The sequence below is a fragment of the Vibrio sp. TRT 2004 genome (genome assembly GCF_050113735.1).
In the GTDB taxonomy this organism is placed as follows: domain Bacteria; phylum Pseudomonadota; class Gammaproteobacteria; order Enterobacterales; family Vibrionaceae; genus Vibrio.
On the sequence record NZ_JBNJOH010000006.1, the window covers coordinates 19,899 to 42,999 of the forward strand.

Genomic DNA, 23,101 nt, shown 5'->3' on the forward strand with positions numbered 1-23,101 from the left:
AAGGAAGGTCGATGCAATACAACAAGCTACCTCACTCCACATTGGAGATTAGTAAGATCTGTCTTGGCACGATGACATTTGGTGAACAAAACACCGAGCAAGAAGCATTCAGCCAACTGGATTATGCATTGGAACGTGGTGTGAACTTCATTGATACCGCTGAAATGTATCCTGTTCCACCGCAAGGACAATCACAGGGTCTAACGGAGCAATTCATTGGTAATTGGCTAGCGAAATCCGGAAAAAGAGAAAAAGTCGTCCTCGCAACAAAAGTCGCAGGCCCGCGTAATGTTCCCTACATCCGCGAAAATATGAGCTTAGATCGTCGCAATATCCACTTAGCCATCGACGATAGCTTAAAACGTCTGCATACCGACTATGTTGATCTTTACCAACTGCATTGGCCACAACGAAAAACTAACTGTTTTGGTCAGCTGAATTACCCTTATCCTGACACACAGGAAGAAGTAACGCTAATAGAGACACTTGAAGCGCTAGCTGAGCTAATTAAGGCTGGGAAAATTCGCTATATCGGCGTATCGAATGAAACGCCTTGGGGTGTGATGACATTGCTGAGGCTAGCGGAAAAGCATGAGCTTCCGCGAATCGTATCAATTCAAAACCCTTACAACTTGCTCAATCGTAGTTTCGAAGTTGGCTTATCAGAAATCAGCCACTATGAAGGTGTTCAATTGCTCGCCTACTCACCATTGGCCTTCGGTTGCTTAAGTGGAAAATACCTAAATGGACATAAACCAGAAGGGGCTCGCTGTTCTTTGTTCGAACGCTTTGTCCGCTATTTTACTCCACAAGGTATTGAAGCCACTCAAGCATACGTAAATCTGGCGAGAAATCATGGCTTAGATCCTGCTCAAATGGCGTTAGCTTTTGTCAATCAAAGACCTTTTGTCGCAGCCAATATCATTGGTGCGACAAACTTGGATCAGCTTAAATCAAATATTGATAGTTTAGATGTCGTTTTAACCGATGAGTTGCTTCAAGGTATTCAAGAAATTGGGACGACTTACTCCAATCCTTGTCCATAGTATTGAGTCGGGCAGGCGAAGCCACCTGCCCTTTTGATTACGTCGGTATTCGCGCGCTTAGCACACGACGAAGATGACGAATGCGACGTTCGGCTTTAACACTGTCTGGCTCAGAAAAGCCGATTGGGCGTCCATCTAGCTCAAGACCAATATCACGTAACAAATGCTCATTATTCCATGGAATATCGAACGCACTGCGACGTAATTTGCGTTTCCATTGCTTCTCTTCACGACGTAGATCAGCTTTTACCAATAGCGTTGCTAGTTTTAGATATACAGAATGACTCATGAGTTTTCTCCAGTTGAGTTTGGTAGCTGGGAAAAGATCAACGAACCGATAAAGATCAATAGGGTGTTTTAATTCGCTGCTTTCCCGCAGCCAATTAAAAAATGTGGATACGGACTAATTACATTAGGTCAGTTAGTTTTCGATCGGCGCCAAACGCACTGCATTTGAAGTCAGCCATCTTAGAGATGGTTAGATCGATAGAGACACAAATAAATGATTTAACAGTGATATGTTTCATTGTGTGCCTCCTAGCTAATGTAATAATCCAAAGTTTGATGGGTATGAGCTCTAGCTCATGGTTAAATTCTAACCATGAAGGTTATAAATTCAACCCTTTTTTGTCGATAAGATTAAAACAATTTTTTAACCCAAAAATAACCAAAATGGATGGTTAGATATAATATATTCAACTTAGTTATATCTGTATGACAGAGCATTATCCGTGCCAAATAAAAAAGCCACACTCGGGAAGAGTGTGGCTTTTTATTTACAAAACAAACAATTAGACAGTAATGTCAGAGATCAGGTTATGTTTGTTCAACAAACGATACATTGTTGCACGTGATACACCGAGCTCTTTGGCTGCCATAGACACTTGCCCTGCATGCGATTCAAGAACCAAAAGTAGTGCATCTCGCTCGCTGCGCTCACGAATGCTCTTGAGGCTACGGCGGCTATCACTGCGCTTTGGTAAATCGAGGTGAACTTCATCTAACATCACGGTATCCGACATTAGCACCACTCGTTTAATCTGGTTCATGAGTTCACGAACGTTACCAGGCCAATGGTAGCGAGTTAATGCACGGGTCGCTTCTTCAGTAAAGCTGCGGGCCTGAGCATTGTACTCTTTCGAGTACTCCTGCAAGAAATGGCGAGCCAAAATTGCAACGTCTCCTGCACGCTCTTTCAGGCTAGGGACATTAATGCGCAATACATTGATATAGTGATAAAGCTCTTCATTGAAGTCACCATCAATCAATGCTTTTTCGATATCGGCTGAGTTAGCAGCTAAAACACGCACATCGACCTCTTTACGGCCTGATGCTGTATCAACCATACCTTCTTGAAGGAATCTGAGCAGATTGAACTGCTGAGATTTCGGTAAAGTCAAAATATCATTAAGGAGGATCGTTCCTCCGTGCGCTTTTTCAAGAATCGAGGGTTCACTTAAATCATCACGATTGATACCAAATAGATCGCTCTCAATACGGCGCTCTGACATCGCTCGACAGTTCACAGAGATGAATTCTTTGTTTGCTCGGGCAGACGTTCGATGAACAGCTCGAGCCACCGTCTCTTTTCCTGTACCACTCTCACCATATATAAGAATGCTGACGTCAGTTGGACCAATACGTTTAATCTGATCACGGAGACGTTTTACTGGGATAGAATCACCAATCATTCCCATGTCACTTTGATTGCCATAATGAGGCCATACTTTCTTCTCTAGCTTGAGCATTCCAAGCTGGTGTCCGATTGTACTAAGAAGCTGCGCATCTGGAATTGGTGCAGTAAAAAAGTCGATACAGAAGTTAACAATGAACTGACAGATAGTATCTGAACTCAATTGAGACTCTCTGATAAACGCTAACCAGCGAACTTGCTTATGTTTGCTAACTAGGTTTGCTATACCGTTAAGACTAAACTCATCATGGCTTAGATCGACGATGCCAATACAAGGGCCTGTTTCAGTAAACAACGCATCGGCCTTTCGTAAATCTCCACACTGAGTACATCTCCAACCTACCTGCTCTAACACTGAAAGCCACGGTTCGTAGGTCCCTCCCACTACGACCAAAGAACCCGGAATGGAATCCATTCGGAATTGACTACCCATGAAGCATATTCCTTATTATTGATAATATGAATACAATGTGTGCTTAGGCACATATAAATCTATTTGGTTACATTATAGAGACTCTGGCAGAGAATCTGTCTCAATAATAAGACTAGAGGTTGAATCGCCTTTTTTCCATACATTGTGAGAGTAGATTCAAACTATTTTACCGCCATAAATAAAATTTCATTATCTTACCGAATGGCATCCTTCCCTATCTCTGAATCACTTAGCGACAGAAAATCACCAAACTGGCGATAGAAATAAAAAAACCACCCGAAGGTGGCTTTTAAACTAATTGGTACTTACGCTTGAGGACGCATCGCAGGGAATAAGATTACGTCACGGATCGTATGAGTATTGGTAAATAGCATCGCTAGACGGTCGATACCAATACCTTGACCAGCTGTTGGTGGTAGGCCGTGCTCAAGAGCGGTGATGTAGTCTGCATCGTAGTACATAGCTTCATCGTCACCAGCATCTTTTGCATTTACCTGAGCTTTAAAACGCTCATCTTGGTCTTGTGCATCGTTAAGCTCAGAGAAGCCGTTTGCTACTTCACGACCACCAATGAAGAACTCAAAACGGTCAGTAAAGAACGGATTATCATCACTACGACGAGCCAACGGAGAAATGTCAGCTGGGTAACCAGTAATGAAGGTAGGTTGAATTAGCTGAGGTTCTGCTGTTTCACCAAAGATCTCTTCAAGTAACTGACCACACGTCCAGAAAGTTTCCACTTCAACATGAACAGACTTGGCAATCGCAACCATCTTGTCGCGATCTTGAAGATCCGCTTCGGTTAGAGCTTGAATTTCTGCATGCTCAGGGTTGTAATGTTTGATCGCTTCAAACATGCTCATTCGAGCGTATTTACCACCAAACTCAACCGTTTCATCACCGTAAGGCATTGATGTCGAACCTAGCACGTCCATCGCAACCGTACTTAACATCTCTTCAGTCAGATCCATCAGATCTTTGTAATCAGAGTATGCTTGGTAGAATTCCATCATAGTAAATTCAGGGTTATGACGTGGAGATAGACCTTCGTTACGGAAGTTACGGTTGATCTCGAATACGCGATCAAAACCACCAACAACTAAACGCTTTAGGTATAGCTCAGGCGCAACACGCAAGTACATGTCGATGTCGAGTGCATTATGGTGAGTAACGAATGGACGAGCCGTCGCACCACCAGGAATAACATGCATCATTGGTGTTTCAACTTCTAAGTAGCCTTTTGAGCTCATAAAGTTACGAATCGCTGAAACCAGTTTAGAACGAATGATGAATGCTTCACGAGAATCTTGGTTAACAATAAGATCAACATAACGCTGACGGTAACGCATCTCTTGGTCAGTCAGACCGTGGAACTTCTCTGGAAGTGGACGAAGTGCCTTAGTTAGCAATTCGTATTCTTCCATGTTCACGTAAAGATCGCCTTTACCAGATTTATGTAGCGCACCTTTAACACCAACGATATCGCCGATATCAAGACCTTGGTATTTGTCTTTTAGAACTTTTTGAACGTCTTTATCTGCGTAGGCTTGGATACGGCCAGACGTTTCTTGAATCACTAGGAACGGACCACGCTTAGCCATGATACGGCCTGCAACCGCGACGACATGGTTTAGCTCTTCTAGCTCTTCCTTGGTCTTTTCACCGAACTCTTTTTGAAGGTCGCCCGCTAGCGCGTCACGACGGAAGTCGTTTGGGTGGCCGTTTGCTTTACAGCTCTTACGGATCTCGTCCAATTTAGAGCGGCGTTCTGCAATCAGCTTGTTTTCTTCTTGTACGTTGTCGTTTTGAACAGCATCAGTCATTTTCGATGTATCCTGTTTCGTAAGTGTCGGTGAAAAGCTTAAAGACCTGATTTCAGGCTAGCTTCAATAAATTTATCTAAATCGCCGTCAAGAACCGCTTGAGTATTACGGTTTTCAACGCCAGTACGTAAATCTTTAATGCGAGAATCATCCAATACGTAAGAACGGATTTGACTCCCCCAACCAATGTCAGATTTAGCGTCTTCGTTCGCTTGTTTTTCCGCATTTTGCTTCTGAATCTCTAGTTCAAAAAGCTTGGCGCGAAGCTGCTTCATTGCTTGGTCTTTGTTCTTATGTTGAGAACGGTCATTCTGACACTGCACAACCGTATTGGTTGGTACGTGAGTAATACGTACCGCAGATTCTGTCGTGTTGACGTGCTGACCACCAGCACCAGATGCACGGTAAACATCAATACGCAGATCAGCAGGGTTAATGTCGATCTGGATGTTGTCATCAATCTCAGGATAAATAAACGCAGAAGCAAACGAAGTATGACGGCGGCCACTTGAATCAAATGGCGATTTACGAACTAAACGGTGAACACCTGTCTCGGTACGTAACCAACCATAAGCGTACTCACCAGAAATCTTAACCGTCGCGCCTTTTAGACCTGCAACTTCGCCTTCTGATACTTCAATAACCTCAGTTTTAAAGCCTTTTGCTTCAGCCCAACGCAAGTACATGCGCAGCATCATTGAAGTCCAATCTTGCGCTTCTGTACCACCAGAGCCTGATTGCAAATCAATGTAGCAATCCGAAGCGTCATGGTCTCCAGAGAACATGCGACGGAATTCTAGCTTTTCTAACTTAGATTCAAGCTCAGCAAGTTCAGGCTCGATCTCATCAAACGTTTCTTGATCTTCTTCTTCTACAGCCAGCTCAAGTAGCCCTTCAACATCTTCCACACCTTGAATGAGAAGGTCGATAGTTTCTACAACCGCTTCCAATGATGAACGCTCTTTACCTAGTGCTTGAGCACGTTCAGGTTCGTTCCATACATCTGGCTGTTCTAATTCTGCGTTGACTTCTTCTAGACGCTCTTGTTTTGCGTCATAGTCAAAGATACCCCCTCAGGATATTCGTGCGCTCAGACACATCCTTTAGGCGGTTTTTAATAGGATTGATTTCAAACATGTTTGCTCAACATTTATGAGTAGAATTTAACCGAGGAATTGTACTCAAAAGTGTGATGAAGATACAGGAATTTTTTATCGCTGCATAAAAACTCAAATGCAAAAAAAATCCCCTGTCACGCCTTACGCGACAGGGGATTGTTAACTAGATAAGATGAGAAATTATGCGTTCTCTTCCGCCAATACTGGCTGTTCAACTTTGCCAACAAATAGCATTGCAACCATAGCCACAACCGTTGGTAGTAACCAACCCATACCGATATCAAATAACGGCAACATGTTTAGTGCTGACACATCAACACCCGCAACCTTCGCAGCGTCGATCAATGCAAACAGTAAAGAAACAAGGATCACCACACGGTATGCCGCTTTAGGGTTTGGTAATTTCTTGCGAAGGAAAGTCAGTGCAACCAACGCAATAGCAACTGGGTATAGTGCGAATAGAACTGGTACCGACAGAGCGATCAGTTGTGACAGACCCACATTAGCAACAACCGCACAGGCTACACCGTTGATAATAACCCAAGTCTTGTATGAAATTGGCGTCAGTGAACTAAAGTAATCTGAACACGCTGACACAAGACCAATAGCCGTTGTCAAACACGCTAACAATACAATCACAGAAAGCACAAGCTGACCGTAAGGACCAAACAGAGACTGCACATAGAGGCTCAAGATCACGCCACCGTTATCTGCACCTGATGCAACCGTTGCACTTGTTGCACCAAGATAGAACAGAGATACGTACACAAATGTCAGGCCAGCCGCAGCAATACAAGCTGCACTGATCAAGTACTTAGACGTTGCTTTTTGCTCTGTAATGCCTTTCTGGCGAAGTGCATCAACAATCAATACACCGAACATTAATGAGCCGAAGGTATCCATGGTGTTGTAACCTTCAAGGAAACCTTTTTGCAACGGATGAGTAAGATATTCGCCCTGAGCCGCGATTAACTGACCTTGTGGATCAATGAATACCGCAACAGCCAATACGATCAGACCTAGGAACAAGACAGGTGTTAGAACTTTACCAATCACATCAATCAGCTTGCCTTGTGACCATGCAAAGAACATAGCAACAGCAAAGAAAAGGATTGAAAATAGAGTCAGATGAGACTGCGCCGCGTCAGCAAAGAAAGGTTTCACCGCCATTTCGTATGCAACCAAGCCTGTACGTGGTGCCGCGAATGCTGGGCCAATGATGATAAAAATCAACACAGCCATAATCATGGCGCCGCGTTGCGGAAGATCCTTGGTCAGATGCTCCCACGAGCCTCCGGCAACTGCAATAGCAACGATAGTAATAAGAGGTAGACCTACTGCAGTTAGAAGAAAGCCTGACATTGCAGGAATAACGTTTTCACCAGCCAATTGACCAGCTAGAGGTGGAAAGATGATGTTACCTGCACCCAAAAAGAAAGCGAATAGCATAAAGCCTACCGCAAGAATATCTGTTAATTTTAAAGTCTGATTCACTGTCGACCCTTTACTTATAATCTAATGAATGTTGTGTTTGTTGGATGGTCAATAATTGCCGTCCACTCTTTAAATTAAGGCGCGCATAATGACGAAAACCTCATCAACTCGCAACCCAAAGGCGAAAAACACCATATAAATTTATAATCACAAGTAAAAAGCAGCATATATCACTACATCAAACAGATTGAACAGTCGTATAAACTAGCCAAAAACCATTACACACCGAGAACAAACAGCACAATAAACCACACAAATTATTAACAACAGATCAATTAACTCAAAAAACAATCAATTGACGATAAAGATAAAATTAATGAATAAAACTAAAAGCTTTGAGTTCAAACAATTTAAAATTGATGGCGGCTATTCTGGCATGCCAGTAAGTACTGATGGAGTCTTACTTGGTGCGTGGATGGATCTTAGCGAGTGCGCATCACTACTCGATGTGGGCACGGGAACAGGTCTACTAAGTTTGATGTGCGCTCAACGTAAACCGACATTGTCTATCGAAGCGATCGACATAGAAAAAAATGCCATTGCAGCCGCGAATTTTAACTTCTTATCTTCGCCTTGGTCTGATCGAATAACACTCCATCATAACGATGTTCTCAAACATCAATTTGATCGTAAATTCGATGCCATCATCTGTAATCCACCTTACTTTAATAATGGAGAACAAGCAGTAAATAGCGCTCGGGCCTTGGCGAGACACACCGACAGCTTAAATCACACTCACCTCATTGAGCGCTGTTGGTCACTGCTAACCCCGGCAGGTTGTGCCAGTTTTGTTCTACCGATTGTTGAAGGTGAACACTTTATCGCTATCGCGCTATCGCTCGGTTGGTCTATAAAAAGATGCTGCTCCATCAAACCAACCGCTAACAAGCCGGTGAGCCGATTATTATTTGAACTGAGTAAACAATCGGTTGCGACCCAATATCAAAACCTAACAATTCACCAAGCTACTGGCTATTCCAGTGAGTTTATTGACCTAACCAAAGACTTTTATCTCAAGATGTAAAAAATAAGGTGTGATCCTTATCACCGATCACTCTATAATACGTCCCCTTAAATTATTGCTCACACCAACTCGCTTGTGGAGACATCATAGTGATCAGAAATTTTGCTGAATTAGAGTTAGATCCTAATCTACTCCTCGCAATTGAAGAAATGGGTTATGACCGCCCGACACAAATTCAGGCTGAAGCGATCCCACAAGCTTTAGATGGCCGTGACGTATTGGCTTCTGCACCTACTGGTACAGGAAAAACAGCAGCATTTGTGCTGCCTGCATTGCAGTTTTTGCAAGATTTTCCGCGTCGTAAACCAGGGCCAGCGCGTGTTCTTATCCTGACCCCAACCCGTGAGTTGGCAATGCAAGTAGCCGATCAAGCACGAGCGCTAGCGAAGCACACAAGCCTCAACATATTTACCATTACTGGTGGTGTTCAATACCAAGAACACGCAGATATTCTTGCAACAACTCAAGATATCGTGGTTGCGACACCAGGCCGTTTGATGGAATACATCGAATCTGAGCGCTTTGATTGTCGCGCGATCGAATGGTTAATTCTGGATGAAGCAGATCGCATGTTAGACATGGGCTTTGGTCCAACCGTTGATCGTCTCTCATCAGAATGTCGTTGGCGTAAACAGACCCTACTCTTCTCTGCCACATTAGAAGGCAAAGGTGTTGAGGGCTTCACAGCCGATCTACTTAATGATCCAGCAGAAGTTGATGCAGAGCCATCGCGTCGCGAGCGCAAGAAAATTTCTCAGTGGTACCACCGCGCAGACGATATGTCGCACAAACTGGATCTCCTGAAGAAGATCCTTACCGAGCAAGCAGAACGCTCCATCGTGTTCTTGAAAACACGTGAACGTCTCGCCGAGCTGCGTGTCGAGCTGGAAAAAGCACAAATTGCTTGTGCTTGGATCCAAGGTGAAATGCCACAAGATCGTCGTAACAATGCCATCAGTCGCTTCCGCGATGGAACGGTAAACGTATTACTAGCAACTGACGTTGCCGCTCGTGGTATCGACCTTCCAGATGTGAGTCACGTCATCAACTTCGACATGCCACGCAGTGCTGATGTTTACTTACACCGTATTGGCCGTACTGCCCGTGCCGGTAAGAAAGGCAACGCAGTTTCTCTAGTAGAAGCCCATGACCAACCAATGATGGATCGTGTAGCACGTTACGTTAAAGAAGAGATCAAAGAGCGTTTCATTAAAGAGATGCGTCCTAAACATAAAAAACCTGTGTTTAAGAAAAAGAACAAAAAGAAAGACGACAAGAAAAAAGTAGCGGCAAAAGGTAAGAAGAAAGTCGCTAAGAAAAAGAAATAGTTTCGAGTTTCGAGTTTCGAGTTTCGAGTTTCGAGTTTCGAGAAAAGTTTGAAGGGTTGGCACTTAGTGCCAACCCTTTTCTTTTAAAGTCAGATAATTAGGCTCAAAAAAGAACTAAAAGCTAGCGACTAACTCGATTCTCGGAGCGAAGCGTTCTCGCAGGGCGAAGCCCGATCTCGACTCTAAAAATAGTTGGAGTTCTGGCAAGGCAATGAACAAATCCGGCCCCATGAGCATAGTCCACTATGTGATTGGGGTGAATTTGCGAAGTTAACGCAGTTATCACCCCAAATACGACGAAGATTAGTGTTCGCGTGTTGCGCGGAACTCCACATCTGGGAAACGCTCTTTCGCCAAATTCAGATTGACCATAGTTGGGGCGATGTAAGTCAGGTTGTCACCACCATCAAGTGCTAAGTTTGACTGGTTCTTACGCTGGAATTCATCCAGTTTCTTACCGTCTGTACACTCAATCCAACGTGCTGTTGCTACGTTAACGCCTTCATAAATCGCTTCCACGTTGTATTCTGCTTTTAAGCGAGCAACAACAACATCAAACTGCAGCACACCAACCGCACCAACGATAAGATCGTTGTTTTGTAGTGGACGGAAAACCTGTACCGCCCCTTCTTCTGAAAGCTGAACAAGTCCCTTTAGCAACTGCTTTTGCTTCAAAGGATCTTTCAAGCGGATACGACGGAAGAGTTCTGGAGCAAAGTTTGGAATACCAGAGAACTTAAGTGTTTCACCTTGAGTGAAGGTATCACCAATCTGGATAGTACCGTGGTTGTGAAGACCAATGATGTCACCCGCATAGGCATCTTCTGCACGTGAACGGTCACCTGCCATAAAGGTCACCGCATCAGAAATATTCACCTGCTTACCAATACGTACATGGTTCATCTTCATACCTTGCTTGTAGGTACCAGAGACAATACGCATGAACGCGATACGGTCGCGGTGCTTAGGATCCATGTTCGCCTGAATCTTAAATACGAAGCCAGTGAAGTTCTCTTCACTTGCTTTCACTTCACGTTCATTAGCCTGACGTGACATCGGAGCTGGTGCCCATTCAGTTAAGCCATCCAACATGTGGTCAACACCAAAGTTACCTAGCGCGGTACCAAAATATACTGGCGTCAATTCACCCGCCAAGAACAGCTCTTTATCAAATTCAGGGCATGCGCCAATAACCAACTCGAGCTCTTCACGTAGCTGCTCTGCAAGATCGCTACCAACGGCTTCATCAAGTTCTGGATTCTCCAACCCTTTAATGATGCGAGACTCTTGGATGGTATGGCCCTGACCCGTGCTATACAAAATGGTTTCGTCGCGATGGATATGGTAAACACCTTTAAACTCTTTACCGCAACCAATTGGCCATGAGATAGGTGCACAAGACATCTTGAGTTCACTTTCAACTTCGTCTAGCAGATCCATTGGGTCGCGGATATCACGGTCCAATTTATTCATGAAAGTAACGATAGGTGTATCACGTAAACGTGTTACCTCCATCAGTTTGCGAGTACGGTCCTCGACACCTTTCGCAGCGTCGATTACCATCAAACATGAATCGACAGCAGTAAGCGTGCGATAGGTATCTTCCGAGAAGTCTTCGTGTCCCGGTGTATCGAGTAGGTTAACGAGGCACTCATTGTAAGGAAACTGCATAACAGAGGTTGTTACCGAGATGCCACGCTCTTTTTCCATTTCCATCCAGTCGGACTTAGCGTGTTGAGCAGAACCGCGACCTTTAACTGTACCCGCTGTTTGGATCGCGCGTCCGAACAATAGTACTTTTTCTGTAATAGTTGTTTTACCCGCATCTGGGTGCGAGATGATTGCGAAAGTTCTACGCTTAGAAACTTCGCCAAGAAAAGGGGTATCTGACATGAGAGAGTCTTCTTCTGTCTATAAGCTAAAGAGGGCTATTACTCTAGCCCTAGCGGTTCGATTCAATTTTGCGCGGTATTCTCGCTTATATTGAACTGGGGAGCAACTTCATCAATGAAAATGAGCAAAAAAGCACTTCAAATTAGTTACAAATTAAAATATCAATAAATATGAGCTATAACTAAAGGAGTAGAGGGAACTGATCTGAACTATGGCTAAAAGCAAAAAAATTAACTCATTGGCTTTTCGGCAAGCTAAAACCGTTTTCTTGGTATCGGTGATATTGGGGATCTGTTTTAGCTTGTACCATATTTTGGTGGATCTCCATCAGGAGCAGAAGCGAATTCAAGAGCATTATCAGTTCAAGTTACTGCAAAATTACTCCAATGCGAGTCAAGCGGCTTATCACTTGAACCAGTTGCTTGCTGAACAGGTAGCTTCCAGCCTGATGATGGATAATGCCGTATATAAAGTGCAAATTGTCGATGACTTTGGTGATACCTTAACTCAGAAAGAGCGCAATATTTCTCTGCAAAGCAAATTCACAGAAGCGCTATCCAGTTACCTAACACCCACTGCTCCCGTTTTTACTACAGACCTACATCAACCGAACTCTCATGTTGTGGTAGGTTCATTAAGCTTCTCAGTCAATGGCGCCTACATCGCGAAAAATTTCATTGCAAAGACAACGCAAATTCTACTGTTTGACCTGTTCCGTAACATCTTGCTGACCTCTATCTTGCTGATGTTTTTCTATCAGAAGTTGTCTAAACCTCTCGTGACACTTATTGAATGGGTCAGATCACTGCAAGACAATAAGAGTGATCTCCCGCCTCCAACTCAGTATCGCGATGATGAACTAGGTCAACTTGCTCAAACCTTCCATACACTTTGGAAGGACAGAGAAGCGGCCGAGGTTAAACTCAATCAACTCGCTTATTACGATTCATTGACTGGCCTTGCTAACCGCAGCCTGCTGTTACAGCTTTTGAGTAAAGCCATCGACGATGCCAATGGCAGTAAACAAGCTGGGACACTGTTCTACCTCGACTTAGATCGCTTTAAGACTATCAATGACTCTTTGGGGCATACCATAGGTGATAACCTTATCAAAGCCATCTCAAAACGCATTGAAGCTTGGTTGAAGACGGACTTCACGGCTGCGAGAATCGGCGGGGATGAGTTTGCCCTACTGTTACCTCACACAAATGCAGAAAAGGCTCACGAACTGGCTCAGCAATTACTGGCACTCGTCTCTAATCCTTATTCTATTGATGATCACCAACTTTACTGCACCGTTAGTGTTGGTATCGCCGTTTTCCCTTCGGTGGGCAGCACGAATATCGATGTTTTGCGTCAAGCTGATACCGCACTCTACCGTGCCAAAGTCGCGGGCCGTAACAAATACATGTTTTACGAACCAGAGATGCAAGCACAGGTCGAGTCGTTTCTGGAAATCGAAAAAGGATTGCATGAAGCAATCAATAAAGGACAACTGGAACTCTATTACCAACCACAGGTTGATGAAAAGCATCATATCGTTGGTGTCGAAGCGTTGATCCGCTGGAACCACCCAGAAAAAGGGTTGTTGCCCCCAGGGGTGTTTATGCCGATAGCGGAAGAAACTGGACAAATATTGCAGATCGGTAACTGGATTATCGAACAGGCTTGCTATCAGTATGCCTCTTGGAAAAAGCAGAATATTCTGCCTGAGACATTCCGCCGATTAGCCATCAATATCAGCCCTTTACAGTTTTCACAAAACTCCTTTGTAGAACACATCGTCGATTCTCTGACACAAGCTGGCATCAGTGGTGAGCATATTGAGTTGGAAATCACCGAGAATTTGCTGCTAGAAAATGTCGATGCTGCGATTCAAAAAATGACGGAGCTTAAAGAGCACAACTTAAAGACATCGATCGATGATTTTGGTACGGGTTACTCATCTCTGCGCTACCTGAAACACCTATCCGTCGACGTCCTTAAAATAGATCGCTCATTCGTCACCCAACTGCACTTAGATGAGAGTGATCAAGCGATAGTTGATACCATCATCATGACGGCTCAAAGATTAAAACTGGAAGTCATTGCAGAAGGTGTCGAAGACGCTTACGAGTTACAAGCGCTCAAACAGTTGGGCTGTGCTCAGTTTCAAGGCTATTTGTTTGATAAACCCCTCCCCGTAGCAGAACTGACAGAGCGCTTCGAGAGAAACCACTACCAAATCGACGAGCCGACTCCGGTAAAAGCCGTACAAAAGTAATCAGGGCCTAAAAGAAGATGTAGCTCATGATAATTGCATCTTCTTTGCCTGATGCTGTTGGGTAGTAGTTCCGGCGACGGTCGACTTCGTTAAACCCGATAGACTCATACAAACCAAAAGCATTGTGGTTGCTTTCTCTTACCTCTAACCATGCGCTGTCAGCGTGTGCTTGTTCGCACATATCGAGAAAAGCTTGCATAAGTTGTTTGCCATATCCTTTCCCTTGATAAGCGGGAGAAACGGCAATATTCAGCAAAGTGACTTCGCCTACAATGTTTTGCGCATAAAAATAGCCAACCACCTGATTATCATCGCACAACACATGGTGGCAACCACCACGACTATTGATATCTCGAACCATGTTTTCTGACCATGGATGAGAGTGTGCCTGACGTTCAATGTTCCAAACTTGATCTAAATGTTCTAGCTGTAATGGGGAGATTTTTAACATGGCTATTTGTACGAACAGATTTGTTGCCACAGCGCTCGGCGCTGATCGTTATTACCATCAACATCACTGAGCAAAGGAGAAGATAATACCTTCCCTTGCACATCAGGCTGTACTTCACAGCCCGCAAACCAAGCCCACTCTAACGGGTGGTCAGGTAACTGACTCACTTGGTGAGGAAAGATGTGTTGTGCTTGTTCCAAGTTTAGATTGATGCTTTTCAATACCCTTTCAAACATAATTGCTGTCTCATTTTTCGGATATTGGGGTGAGATCAGCACAAGTTGACAAGACTCTTGCAAAACGATGCGAGGGGCTTGATAGCCTTGCAATCGTTCTGGATGGGTCAGCTCATAGCACTGAATACCCATTTCTTGTAAATACTCTAGCTCGTGTTGTGGCATAAGGATTCGTCACTGGTTTGAACGAGGCAATCGTAACATAAAACAAAGAGGCACTATGAAACATTTCATCACCCTTTTGCTTTCCTCACTGATTATCCTTATCGCTCCACAAACTTTCGCGCAAAGCAGCGATGACTGGGTAATGATCAGCGATAAAGTGGTCAACTACAAATCTGAAACTGATATCGTAGAACCCCTTGCGTACGTCAGCCAGCGCAACTTTAGCAAACTAAAGATTAAAGTGGTCCAAGGTACCGTTAACTTAAAGAATATCGTGGTGACTATGTCTGATGGTAGTCGCAAAGAACTTCAATCTATGGGCACGTTAACCAAAGGTATGTCAACCAGAGTCTGGACTCTGCCTGGCGGCAAAGATGCCAAGTTTAAGAAACTTGAGATGACATACGATAGCTGGGGAAGTACAACTCTAAGTGCAGTCGGCCTCAGTAAGAAAGCAAAGATCGAAGTTTGGGGTAAAAAGCGTACCGAAGAAGATGAAGAATAGCGTCCTGCGATAAACAAACGCCACCGATATCGGTGGCGTTTTTGTATTGGATTTGCCGTTAGAAGCTCGCTTTCACTGCCGCGGCAATTTTAAGTGCCGAAGATTGAACCAGTTGTGCATCCTCGCCTTCAACCATCACTCTGATCAAAGGCTCTGTGCCTGATTTACGCAATAAGACTCGACCTTTTTCGCCTAGCTCAGCTTCAACTTCAGCCGTCGCTTGCTTGACGGCATCAGCATCTAGTGGATTAGAATCTCCTTGGAATCGAACATTTTCCAGTACCTGAGGGTACAATGTCATTCCCTGAGATAAGTCATGTAGCGACATATCGCTGCCCACAACTGACGCTAAAACCTGTAGTGCCGCAACAATAGCGTCTCCCGTCGTTACCTTGTCCAACAAGATAACGTGACCAGAGTTTTCTGCACCGATTTTCCACCCTTTTGCAAGAAGCTGCTCCATCACATAACGATCACCAACAGCCGCGCGGACAAATGGAATACCCAGTTGTTTCAGGCCATTTTCCATACCAAGGTTAGTCATTAGCGTACCAACAACCCCCCCCTTTAACTCACCACGACGCATGGCATCACGAGCGATGATATACGCGATTTGGTCACCATCCACTTTATTGCCTAAATGGTCAACCATGATGATACGATCGCCATCACCATCAAAAGCCAGACCAAGTGCTGCACCTTCCTCTACAACTCGCTTTTGCAGAGCACGTACATCCGTCGCACCAACTTCATGGTTAATGTTCGTACCGTTTGGTTCTATGCCCATCGCCACAACATCCGCACCTAATTCGCTAAATACTGCTGGTGCAATATGGTAAGTTGCACCATGAGCACAATCGACAACGATTTTAAGACCCGCCAAACTTAACTCTGATGGGAAGGTGCTTTTACAAAACTCGATGTAACGGCCCGCAGCATCGTTTAAACGAGAGGCTTTACCTAGCAGGGCTGACTCAACACATTCGATATCTTTATCAAGTTCGGCTTCAATCGCTAACTCGATATCATCAGGTAACTTAGTACCTTCAGAAGAGAAAAACTTAATACCGTTGTCATAATACGGGTTGTGAGATGCAGAAATCACAATCCCCGCTTCTGCGCGGAAAGTTTGCGTCAGGTATGCGACAGCAGGCGTTGGCATTGGGCCCGTAAAGGTTGCTTTCAGTCCCGCGGCTGCTAAACCCGCCTCTAAAGCAGATTCAAGCATATAGCCAGAAATACGTGTATCTTTGCCAATAATGACCTTCTTCGTCCCCTGTTTAGCCAGTACACGGCCCGCAGCCCATCCGAGTTTAAGGACAAAGTCTGGTGTAATCGGGTATTGGCCAACTTTGCCACGTACACCATCGGTACCAAAATAGCGTCTCTTATCAGACATAGTGAATCCTTTTTATAATCATTTTTCTGCTCAGTGGTTTTGACTGACCATTGAGACAATCTTCATAGCATCAAGCGTTTGTTCAAAATCGTGGACACGGATGATTTGTGCGCCTTTCATGGCTGCGATTGTAGCGCAACTGACACTGGCTGCAATACACTCATCAGGTGCTTTATCAAGCAACTTAAACAACATAGATTTACGCGACATTCCCGCTAGGATCGGCAAACCAAATTGATGGAACTGTTCTAAATGCGCCAACATATGATAGTTGTGCTGTAAAGTTTTGCCAAAACCAAAACCTGGATCAAGAATAAGCTGACTACGCTGGATACCGACCTTTTCACACGCTTCTATACGCTCTTGCAAAAACTCACCCACTTCTTTTAGTAAATCTTCGTAGTGAGGATTCGACTGCATCGTCCGTGGCTGACCTTGCATATGCATAAGACAAATTGGCAACCCAGATTGAGCCGCGACATCTAGCGCCCCTGGCTCTTGTAAAGCACGGACATCATTAATGATATCCGCACCAGCTTCAATCGCTTGGCGCATCACTTCAGCTTTGCTGGTATCGATAGAAATCCAGACATCGTGATGCTTTCTAATCGCTCGAATAACCGGAATCACACGTTGCAACTCTTCTTCTAACGCGACATCAGGCGCACCTGGGCGCGTCGATTCACCACCGATATCGATGATGGTTACCCCAGCTTCAATCATTCGCTGCGCCTGAGCGAGCGCATTATCTAGTGAGTGGTATCTACCGCCGTCAGAAAAGGAATCAGGGGTGACGTTTAGAATTCCCATAACCTGTGGTTGTGACAGGTCCAGTGATTTATTGTTTGCTTTCAGAATCATACTTGGGCTCTTGACCTTTAAATACAAAAACCCCGAGTTGCCTCGGGGTTTCTTTTAAAAGCTTAGTTACTCAGAGTCTTTTTTCTCTGCTGCTTCTGTTGATGCTGTTTCTTGAGAAGTCGTCGGCTCTTCTGCTTTTACTTCAGAATCTTGCGCTTCACTTTTCTCTTCAGGTTCAGACTTATCTTCTTGCTTGCTATTAGCGTTACTTCCCCAACCAGCAGGCTCACGAATTTCTGTCTTACGCTCCATCAGATCATCAATCTGACCAGCATCGATCGTTTCGTACTTCATCAGTGCGTCTTTCATCGCATGCATAATATCCATGTTTTCTTCAAGGATCTTACGCGCTCGATCGTAGTTACGGTCAATGATCTTACGGACTTCGTCATCAATGAGTTTCGCGGTATCGTCAGACATATGTTTCGTCTGAGTAACGCTGCGGCCTAGGAACACCTCGCCTTCTTCTTCTGCATAAAGAAGTGGACCAAGTTTCTCGGAGAAGCCCCATTGCGTGACCATTTTACGCGCGATATCAGTCGCACGTTCGATATCGTTAGAAGCACCCGTAGACACTTTATCGGCACCGTAGATCAGCTCTTCTGCCAAACGACCACCGTACAGACTTGAAACCATTGACTCCAAGTGTTGACGCGACATACTTACGCGATCTTGTTCTGGTAAGTACATAGTGACACCAAGCGCACGACCACGTGGAATGATAGAAACTTTGTACACTGGGTCGTGTTCAGGAACCAAGCGACCAACAATTGCGTGACCCGCTTCGTGATAAGCCGTTGATTCTTTCGTTTCTTCAGACATCACCATTGAACGGCGCTCTGCACCCATCATGATTTTGTCTTTAGCCAGTTCAAACTCAACCATTGAGACATTGCGTTTGTTACCACGAGCTGCGAATAGCGCCGCTTCGTTAACAAGGTTAGCAAGGTCAGCACCAGAGAAGCCTGGAGTACCACGTGCGATAAGAGAAGGCTCTACGTCACCCGCAAGAGGAACTTTACGCATGTGAACTTTAAGGATCTGCTCACGACCACGTACATCAGGTAGACCAACGACAACCTGACGGTCAAAACGGCCAGGGCGAAGAAGCGCTGGGTCTAGTACGTCTGGACGGTTAGTCGCCGCAATCACGATAATACCTTCGTTGCCTTCAAAGCCATCCATTTCAACCAGCATTTGGTTTAGTGTCTGTTCACGCTCATCGTGACCACCACCAACACCAGCACCACGTTGACGGCCTACTGCATCAATCTCATCGATAAAGATAATACACGGCGCAGCTTTCTTCGCTTGTTCGAACATGTCACGTACACGCGATGCACCCACACCAACGAACATTTCTACGAAATCAGAACCAGAAATAGTAAAGAATGGAACTTTGGCCTCACCAGCAATCGCTTTAGCAAGTAAGGTTTTACCAGTACCAGGAGGACCAACCATCAAAACACCCGTCGGGATCTTACCACCTAGCTTTTGGAAGCGGCTTGGATCACGAAGATAATCAACCAGTTCTTTGACGTCTTCTTTTGCTTCATCACAGCCAGCGACATCACCAAACGTGGTTTTGATTTGCTCTTCGCTCATCATTCGAGCTTTGCTCTTACCGAAAGACATCGCGCCTTTGCCGCCACCGCCTTGCATCTGGCGCATGAAGAAAATCCATACACCAATCAGTAAGATCATTGGGAACCATGAAATGAAGATAGTACCTAGCAGGCTTTGCTCTTCTGGAGGTGTACCTTGTACTTTCACATTTTGATTAATTAGGTCATCAAGTAGCTTCTGGTCGTAGACTGGCATGTAAGTAACATAACGCGCGCCGCCGCCACGACGTGTGAAAGAAATTTCACCGTCTTTAAAAGTTGCTTCCTGAATCTGGCCTTGGCCAACTTCCTGTACAAATGTGGTGTAATCCACCGCTCTGCCATTGCTTTCTCCAGGGCCAAAGCTCTGGAAAACCGACATCAAGACGACGGCGATAACAAGCCACAGAATTAAATTTTTTGCCATGTCACTCAAGGTGTAAGCCTCTCGATAACTAATTGTAATTAAAGGTAGGGTACTACAGTTTATAACCTGTAGCTATAGTGTTAACCTGCCCAGCAAGGGGCAAAATAGTTAACCTTTGTAACCAGTGGCTACAACAAAGACTTCTCGTGAGCGAGCTCGCGATGAGTCTGGTTTTCTGACTTTGACGACTTTAAAAGTATCGCGGACTTCTTTAACAAACTGATCGAAGCCTTCCCCCTGGAAAACCTTTACAACAAAGCTACCATTAGGGGCTAGAACTTGTCGACACATATCTAAAGCCAATTCAACTAAATACATTGCTCTTGGCTGGTCTACAGAGTTATTACCAGCAATATTCGGAGCCATGTCAGACATCACAACGTCAACCATTGATGGTTGGATTCTGTCCAGCAGAGCTTCTAGTACGGCTTCTTCACGGAAGTCACCTTGGAGGAAGCTTACCCCTGCAATAGGATCCATAGGTAACAGGTCACAAGCAATAATTTGCCCCTCCTCACCTACAATCTTAGCAGCATATTGCGACCACCCACCGGGTGCTGCACCTAAATCGACCACAGTCATACCAGGTTTTAGTAATTTATCTTTGGTTTGGATCTCTTCCATTTTGAAATAAGCTCGTGAACGATAGCCTTTTTTTCGCGCTTCGTTGGCGTACTTATCGTCAAAATGTTCTTTCAACCAGCGACCCGAGCTGGCCGAATGTTTTTGTTTACTCATTCGATACCTAACAGATAGAGGGAGCAACTAACCCAATAAATTATAGTCTTCACGGTTAGATGGCGTTAAAATGGTATTTTTCAACCCTTATAGTAAAGAAAATTGGCCGCGTAATGAACCTAAGCACTAAACAAAAGCAGCATCTCAAAGGCCTAGCGCACAGTCTAAAACCTGTTGTGCTTATGGGCGCAAATGGACTTACTGAAGCTGTTCTGGCGGAAATTGAAATTGCTCTAAATCACCATGAGCTAATCAAAATCAAAGTAGCCTCTGAAGACCGTGAGACTAAAGGTCTTATCATTGATGCTATTGTACGTGAAACTGGCGCTGAAAAAGTACAAGTAATTGGTAAAACTCTTATCCTGTACCGTCAAACTGAAGATCGCAAAATCGAGCTTCCACGTAAATAATGGCTAACCAATAGCAACATCAAAAAAGGTCGCGACTGCGACCTTTTTGCTATCTCTGTTCTAAAGAAATGCTCTCACATCACTGAACTTAGATATATTCAACTTTATCGATTTCGAAATCACGGTCGCCGCCTGGTGTAGAAATAACGACTTCGTCACCTTCCATCTTACCAATCAAACCGCGTGCAATCGGTGAACTTACAGAGATACGACCAGCTTTAATATCCGCTTCGTCTTCACCGACGATTTGGTAAGTTTTCTCTGCTTCAGTATCACAATCGATCAAAGTCACCGTCGAACCGAAGATAACCTTGCCAGTATTGTCCATCTTAGTCACATCGATTACCTGTGCGACTGACAGTTTGTATTCGATATCACGAATCTGAGCCTCACAGATACCCTGCTCTTCACGTGCAGCATGGTACTCAGCGTTTTCTTTAAGATCTCCAAGCTCACGAGCTTCAGCAATCGCTTCAGAAATCTTTGGGCGAAGCTTCAATAGTCTTTCTAATTCTTCACGCAGCTTCTGTTCGCCACGCAACGTCATTGGGACTTTTTCCATTATGTACCTCATTCCAAAGCAATCTTTGGACAAAACAAAACTACCCAATCCACAGGATTAGGTAGTGAGTTAACTAATCAATTTCTCTTAGTGTAAACAAACTTCGAGACTAAATCATCTTAAATCCACTAGTGAAAAGAATCCCTGCCTTCAGTGCGCTTTTAACTCAAATTTTGTAGCATTTTTCGCCATATAAAATTACTTAACCATTCAGATAGTTAATAAAAAAAACTAAAACTTTCCCTATTAACAAGCAATTCAACAAGCAATTAAAAACAATACAAATCAACACTTTGATATTTTTTAACTCGAAATAAAACACTGTTCGAAAAGCTGTTTTATATTGTTTTACTACCTACTCACGGAACTTTAGCGGTACAACAATGCTCACCAATTACTCGCTTCATGAAAACAAAGCGTTACGTATTTATGACAGAAGTCTTACATATGAGCATTGATTCATGAAAGCAATAGTAAGAGGATGGACTCAAGTGAGTCATCACTCGCATAACAACTATTTATGGACAGTAAATTAGGACTAATAAGATGAACAAAACTCTGATTGCTCTAGCAGTTTCAGCTGCAGCAGTGGCAACTGGCGCAAACGCGGCAGAAATCTACAGCCAAGACGGTAACTCTATTGAAATGGGCGGCCGTGCTGAAGCGCGTCTTTCTCTTCAAGATGGCAAAGCTCAAGACAACTCTCGCGTACGTCTAAACTTCCTAGGTAAAGCACAGATCACTGATGGCCTATACGGTGTTGGTTTCTACGAAGGTGAGTTTACTACTTCAGACTACAACGCTGACGGTTCTAAGAAAGACAGCGGCACCGACACTATCGATAACCGTTATGCTTACGCTGGTATCGGTGGTGACTTCGGTGAAATCACTTACGGTAAAAACGATGGTGCACTAGGCGTTATCACTGACTTTACCGATATCATGGCTTACCACGGTAACTCTGCAGCATACAAAATTGCAGTTGCTGACCGTACAGACAACATGATCTCTTACAAAGGCCAATTTGCTGACCTAGGCGTTAAAGCAAGTTACCGCTTTGCTGACCGTATTAAGACTACAGATGGTCAAAGTAATGATATCTACTCAGATAACAAAACAGACGGTTACTCTCTATCTGCAATCTACGCAATCGGCGACACTGGCGTTAAGCTAGGTGGTGGCTATGCAGACCAGAACACTGGTAACAACAAGTCTTCTGACCAGTACATGCTAGCTGCGTCTTACGCGATCAACGACCTATACTTCGCAGGTACTTTTGTTGACGGTCAAGATAAAGACGGCAGCACTAAGACTGACAACACTGGTTACGAATTCGCAGCTGCTTACACAATGGGTCAGACTGTATTCACAACGACATATAACTACCTAGAAGAGAAGACTTCAGGCAATAAGGAAGATGCTAAAGACAACATCGCTGTTGATGCAACTTACTACTTCAAACCTAACTTCCGTGGTTACGTTTCGTACAACTTCAACCTTCTTGATGACAGCAAGTCTTACATCTCTAAAGCAGATGCTGAAGACGAGCTAGCTCTAGGTCTACGTTACGACTTCTAATTTCCTGACCTTAAGTCAAGAATCTAAGACGCCCGCTCTATAGCGGGCGT

General features: G+C 44.3%; 20 protein-coding genes. 7 read left to right on the forward strand and 13 right to left on the reverse strand.

Going from position 1 to position 23,101, the window contains the following annotated elements; genetic code table 11:
- The first annotated feature begins 11 nt into the window (after nucleotides 1-11).
- Nucleotides 12-1,046 carry an NADP(H)-dependent aldo-keto reductase gene (locus ACQEXR_RS04200; protein ID WP_427019800.1) on the forward strand — a complete coding sequence of 345 codons (1,035 nt, stop codon included), beginning with the start codon at nucleotides 12-14 and terminating at the stop codon, nucleotides 1,044-1,046.
- A gap of 37 nt (nucleotides 1,047-1,083) precedes the next feature.
- Here the strand turns inward: ACQEXR_RS04200 and ACQEXR_RS04205 are convergent, their stop codons facing one another.
- The 5 genes from ACQEXR_RS04205 to brnQ all read right to left on the reverse strand — a co-directional run bounded on the left by ACQEXR_RS04205 (nucleotide 1,084) and on the right by brnQ (nucleotide 7,607).
- Entirely contained in the window at nucleotides 1,084-1,335 is a 252-nt protein-coding gene (locus ACQEXR_RS04205) for a DUF1127 domain-containing protein (protein ID WP_138972123.1), read from the reverse strand.
- A gap of 502 nt (nucleotides 1,336-1,837) precedes the next feature.
- On the reverse strand, nucleotides 1,838-3,172 hold the full coding sequence (gene vpsR, locus ACQEXR_RS04210) for a cyclic-di-GMP-binding transcriptional regulator VpsR (protein WP_426951090.1): 1,335 nt from the start codon (nucleotides 3,170-3,172) through the stop codon (nucleotides 1,838-1,840).
- Between the two features lie 305 nt (nucleotides 3,173-3,477).
- Nucleotides 3,478-4,995, reverse strand: coding sequence for a lysine--tRNA ligase (gene lysS, locus ACQEXR_RS04215; protein ID WP_138972125.1), 1,518 nt, complete (start codon nucleotides 4,993-4,995; stop codon nucleotides 3,478-3,480).
- Nucleotides 4,996-5,033: 38 nt separating this feature from the next.
- A protein-coding gene (gene prfB / locus ACQEXR_RS04220; protein ID WP_138972126.1) for a peptide chain release factor 2 occupies nucleotides 5,034-6,132 on the reverse strand; the annotation gives its coding sequence in 2 pieces (ribosomal slippage) (nucleotides 5,034-6,056 and nucleotides 6,058-6,132; 1,098 coding nt in all).
- Nucleotides 6,133-6,293: 161 nt separating this feature from the next.
- Complete coding sequence (gene brnQ / locus ACQEXR_RS04225) at nucleotides 6,294-7,607, reverse strand: branched-chain amino acid transport system II carrier protein (protein ID WP_138972127.1); 1,314 nt, start codon at nucleotides 7,605-7,607, stop codon at nucleotides 6,294-6,296.
- 316 nt (nucleotides 7,608-7,923) lie between these two features.
- Here brnQ and ACQEXR_RS04230 point away from each other — a divergent pair, with 316 nt between their 5' ends.
- Together ACQEXR_RS04230 and srmB are read left to right on the forward strand one after the other, a co-directional pair.
- Complete coding sequence (locus ACQEXR_RS04230) at nucleotides 7,924-8,631, forward strand: tRNA1(Val) (adenine(37)-N6)-methyltransferase (RefSeq protein ID WP_427019801.1); 708 nt, start codon at nucleotides 7,924-7,926, stop codon at nucleotides 8,629-8,631.
- 89 nt (nucleotides 8,632-8,720) lie between these two features.
- Nucleotides 8,721-9,959 (forward strand): ATP-dependent RNA helicase SrmB, encoded by a 1,239-nt coding sequence (srmB, locus tag ACQEXR_RS04235; RefSeq protein ID WP_138972129.1) that lies wholly within the window; start codon nucleotides 8,721-8,723, stop codon nucleotides 9,957-9,959.
- Between the two features lie 303 nt (nucleotides 9,960-10,262).
- Here the strand turns inward: srmB and prfC are convergent, their stop codons facing one another.
- Nucleotides 10,263-11,852, reverse strand: a complete 1,590-nt coding sequence (gene prfC / locus ACQEXR_RS04240) for a peptide chain release factor 3 (RefSeq protein WP_138972130.1) — start codon at nucleotides 11,850-11,852, stop codon at nucleotides 10,263-10,265.
- Nucleotides 11,853-12,063: 211 nt separating this feature from the next.
- Here prfC and ACQEXR_RS04245 point away from each other — a divergent pair, with 211 nt between their 5' ends.
- Nucleotides 12,064-14,115, forward strand: a complete 2,052-nt coding sequence (locus ACQEXR_RS04245) for a putative bifunctional diguanylate cyclase/phosphodiesterase (RefSeq protein ID WP_426951093.1) — start codon at nucleotides 12,064-12,066, stop codon at nucleotides 14,113-14,115.
- Nucleotides 14,116-14,122: 7 nt separating this feature from the next.
- Here the strand turns inward: ACQEXR_RS04245 and rimI are convergent, their stop codons facing one another.
- Together rimI and ACQEXR_RS04255 are read right to left on the reverse strand one after the other, a co-directional pair.
- Nucleotides 14,123-14,566 carry a ribosomal protein S18-alanine N-acetyltransferase gene (rimI, locus tag ACQEXR_RS04250; protein WP_427019802.1) on the reverse strand — a complete coding sequence of 148 codons (444 nt, stop codon included), beginning with the start codon at nucleotides 14,564-14,566 and terminating at the stop codon, nucleotides 14,123-14,125.
- 2 nt (nucleotides 14,567-14,568) lie between these two features.
- The gene (locus tag ACQEXR_RS04255) at nucleotides 14,569-14,967 is read right to left on the reverse strand and encodes a DNA polymerase III subunit psi (protein ID WP_426951095.1); all 399 of its coding nucleotides are present in this window, start codon (nucleotides 14,965-14,967) and stop codon (nucleotides 14,569-14,571) included.
- 55 nt (nucleotides 14,968-15,022) lie between these two features.
- Between ACQEXR_RS04255 and ACQEXR_RS04260 the strand changes: the two genes are divergently transcribed.
- Nucleotides 15,023-15,472, forward strand: a complete 450-nt coding sequence (locus ACQEXR_RS04260) for a hypothetical protein (protein ID WP_427019803.1) — start codon at nucleotides 15,023-15,025, stop codon at nucleotides 15,470-15,472.
- A 58-nt stretch (nucleotides 15,473-15,530) separates the two neighbouring features.
- Here ACQEXR_RS04260 and glmM read toward each other — a convergent pair whose 3' ends face one another.
- The 4 genes from glmM to rlmE all read right to left on the reverse strand — a co-directional run bounded on the left by glmM (nucleotide 15,531) and on the right by rlmE (nucleotide 20,501).
- The gene (glmM, locus tag ACQEXR_RS04265) at nucleotides 15,531-16,871 is read right to left on the reverse strand and encodes a phosphoglucosamine mutase (RefSeq protein ID WP_269377414.1); all 1,341 of its coding nucleotides are present in this window, start codon (nucleotides 16,869-16,871) and stop codon (nucleotides 15,531-15,533) included.
- A gap of 30 nt (nucleotides 16,872-16,901) precedes the next feature.
- A complete protein-coding gene (gene folP / locus ACQEXR_RS04270) occupies nucleotides 16,902-17,732 on the reverse strand; it encodes a dihydropteroate synthase (protein WP_269377415.1) in 831 nt (276 codons plus the stop codon).
- A 66-nt stretch (nucleotides 17,733-17,798) separates the two neighbouring features.
- On the reverse strand, nucleotides 17,799-19,763 hold the full coding sequence (gene ftsH, locus ACQEXR_RS04275) for an ATP-dependent zinc metalloprotease FtsH (RefSeq protein WP_426951099.1): 1,965 nt from the start codon (nucleotides 19,761-19,763) through the stop codon (nucleotides 17,799-17,801).
- A gap of 108 nt (nucleotides 19,764-19,871) precedes the next feature.
- Nucleotides 19,872-20,501, reverse strand: coding sequence for a 23S rRNA (uridine(2552)-2'-O)-methyltransferase RlmE (rlmE, locus tag ACQEXR_RS04280; RefSeq protein ID WP_138972137.1), 630 nt, complete (start codon nucleotides 20,499-20,501; stop codon nucleotides 19,872-19,874).
- A 113-nt stretch (nucleotides 20,502-20,614) separates the two neighbouring features.
- Between rlmE and yhbY the strand changes: the two genes are divergently transcribed.
- On the forward strand, nucleotides 20,615-20,911 hold the full coding sequence (yhbY, locus tag ACQEXR_RS04285; protein WP_138972138.1) for a ribosome assembly RNA-binding protein YhbY: 297 nt from the start codon (nucleotides 20,615-20,617) through the stop codon (nucleotides 20,909-20,911).
- Nucleotides 20,912-20,999: 88 nt separating this feature from the next.
- Here the strand turns inward: yhbY and greA are convergent, their stop codons facing one another.
- On the reverse strand, nucleotides 21,000-21,473 hold the full coding sequence (gene greA / locus ACQEXR_RS04290; RefSeq protein ID WP_138972139.1) for a transcription elongation factor GreA: 474 nt from the start codon (nucleotides 21,471-21,473) through the stop codon (nucleotides 21,000-21,002).
- A gap of 546 nt (nucleotides 21,474-22,019) precedes the next feature.
- Here greA and ACQEXR_RS04295 point away from each other — a divergent pair.
- Entirely contained in the window at nucleotides 22,020-23,051 is a 1,032-nt protein-coding gene (locus ACQEXR_RS04295; protein ID WP_427019804.1) for a porin, read from the forward strand.
- Nucleotides 23,052-23,101 lie beyond the last annotated feature (50 nt).